The organism is Stenotrophomonas sp. HMWF003, assembly GCF_003061285.1.
GTDB lineage: Bacteria > Pseudomonadota > Gammaproteobacteria > Xanthomonadales > Xanthomonadaceae > Stenotrophomonas > Stenotrophomonas maltophilia_AP.
Map to the genome: position 1 here is coordinate 536 of NZ_QAIW01000382.1, position 991 is coordinate 1,526.

Below are 991 nucleotides of genomic sequence, written 5' to 3' on the forward strand. Positions count from 1 at the left end.
TGCGCAATGCCGTCGTCGAACAATCGCATCCAGCGCTGTTCGCGGCGACGGCGACGTGCCCGCCACCACCACAGCAGCGCCACGACAGCCAGCAGCGCCACCAGCACCAACCACCAGCCCGGGGCCGGCGGCCACCACGGCGGCGCCGGCGGCAGGTGCACATCGCGCAGCGGCAGGTTGCTGGCCGCGCTCATGCCACCACCGCCGAGGGCATCGGGGTCAACCAGCAGTCGCTGGCGTCATCGGTCGCCACCACGTGCACCTGGATGCGGCGCGACGACAGTTGCTTCTGCAACGCCTCCAACGGTGCCACGAAGCGCGCGCGCCAGTGTTCGCGGACAGCGGCCCGGTCCAGGTCGAGCGTCACGCGGCGACCCTGCGACAGGAACGCCAGCGGTGCCGAGGGCGGCGCCAGTTCCAGCGGGTCCACCAGGAGCATCACCACCACTTCATGGTGCATTGCCAGGGCGGTCCAGCGTGCAACGCTGATGGCCGCGGCCTGGCCGGGGTCGGCCAGCACCACCACGCGCGCGCCCGGCCGCAGCAGCCGGGCGGCATGTTCCAGTGCACGATCCAGGCCGGCATCGTCGGCGGGCGGTTGTGCGTACCAGCGGGTCAAGGCATCCAGCACGCGCAGGACGCCGCGGGTGCCACCGGCCGGCGGCACCGGCGCTTCAACCACACTCCCGCGCAGTGCACCGAGACGGTCTCCCTGGCGCTGCGCCAGCCAGACGGCAATCGCGCCGACGCGCGCGGCCTGCACCGACTTGAAGCGCACCCGCGTGCCGAAATACAGCACCGGGTCGGTGTCGGCCACCAGCAGGGTCAGGCGCTCGCGCTCGGCCTGGAACAGCTTGGTATGTGCGCGCCCGGTGCGGGCGGTGACCCGCCAGTCGATGTGGCGTGCGTCGTCGCCCGCCACGTACTCGCGCGACTCGGCGTACTCCATGCCGCGCCCCCGCATCGGCGCGGGCGCGCTGCCGGCATGGCC

2 protein-coding genes are annotated in these 991 nt (G+C 73.0%); both read right to left on the reverse strand.

Annotated elements, in window-relative coordinates; genetic code table 11:
* The coding region (locus DBR34_RS23495) for a DUF4381 family protein (RefSeq protein WP_258224018.1) at positions 1–194 on the reverse strand (194 nt) is incomplete at its 3' end.
* The coding region (locus tag DBR34_RS16350; RefSeq protein ID WP_128097594.1) for a DUF58 domain-containing protein at positions 191–991 on the reverse strand (801 nt) is incomplete at its 5' end. The genes DBR34_RS16350 and DBR34_RS23495, both read right to left, overlap by 4 nt.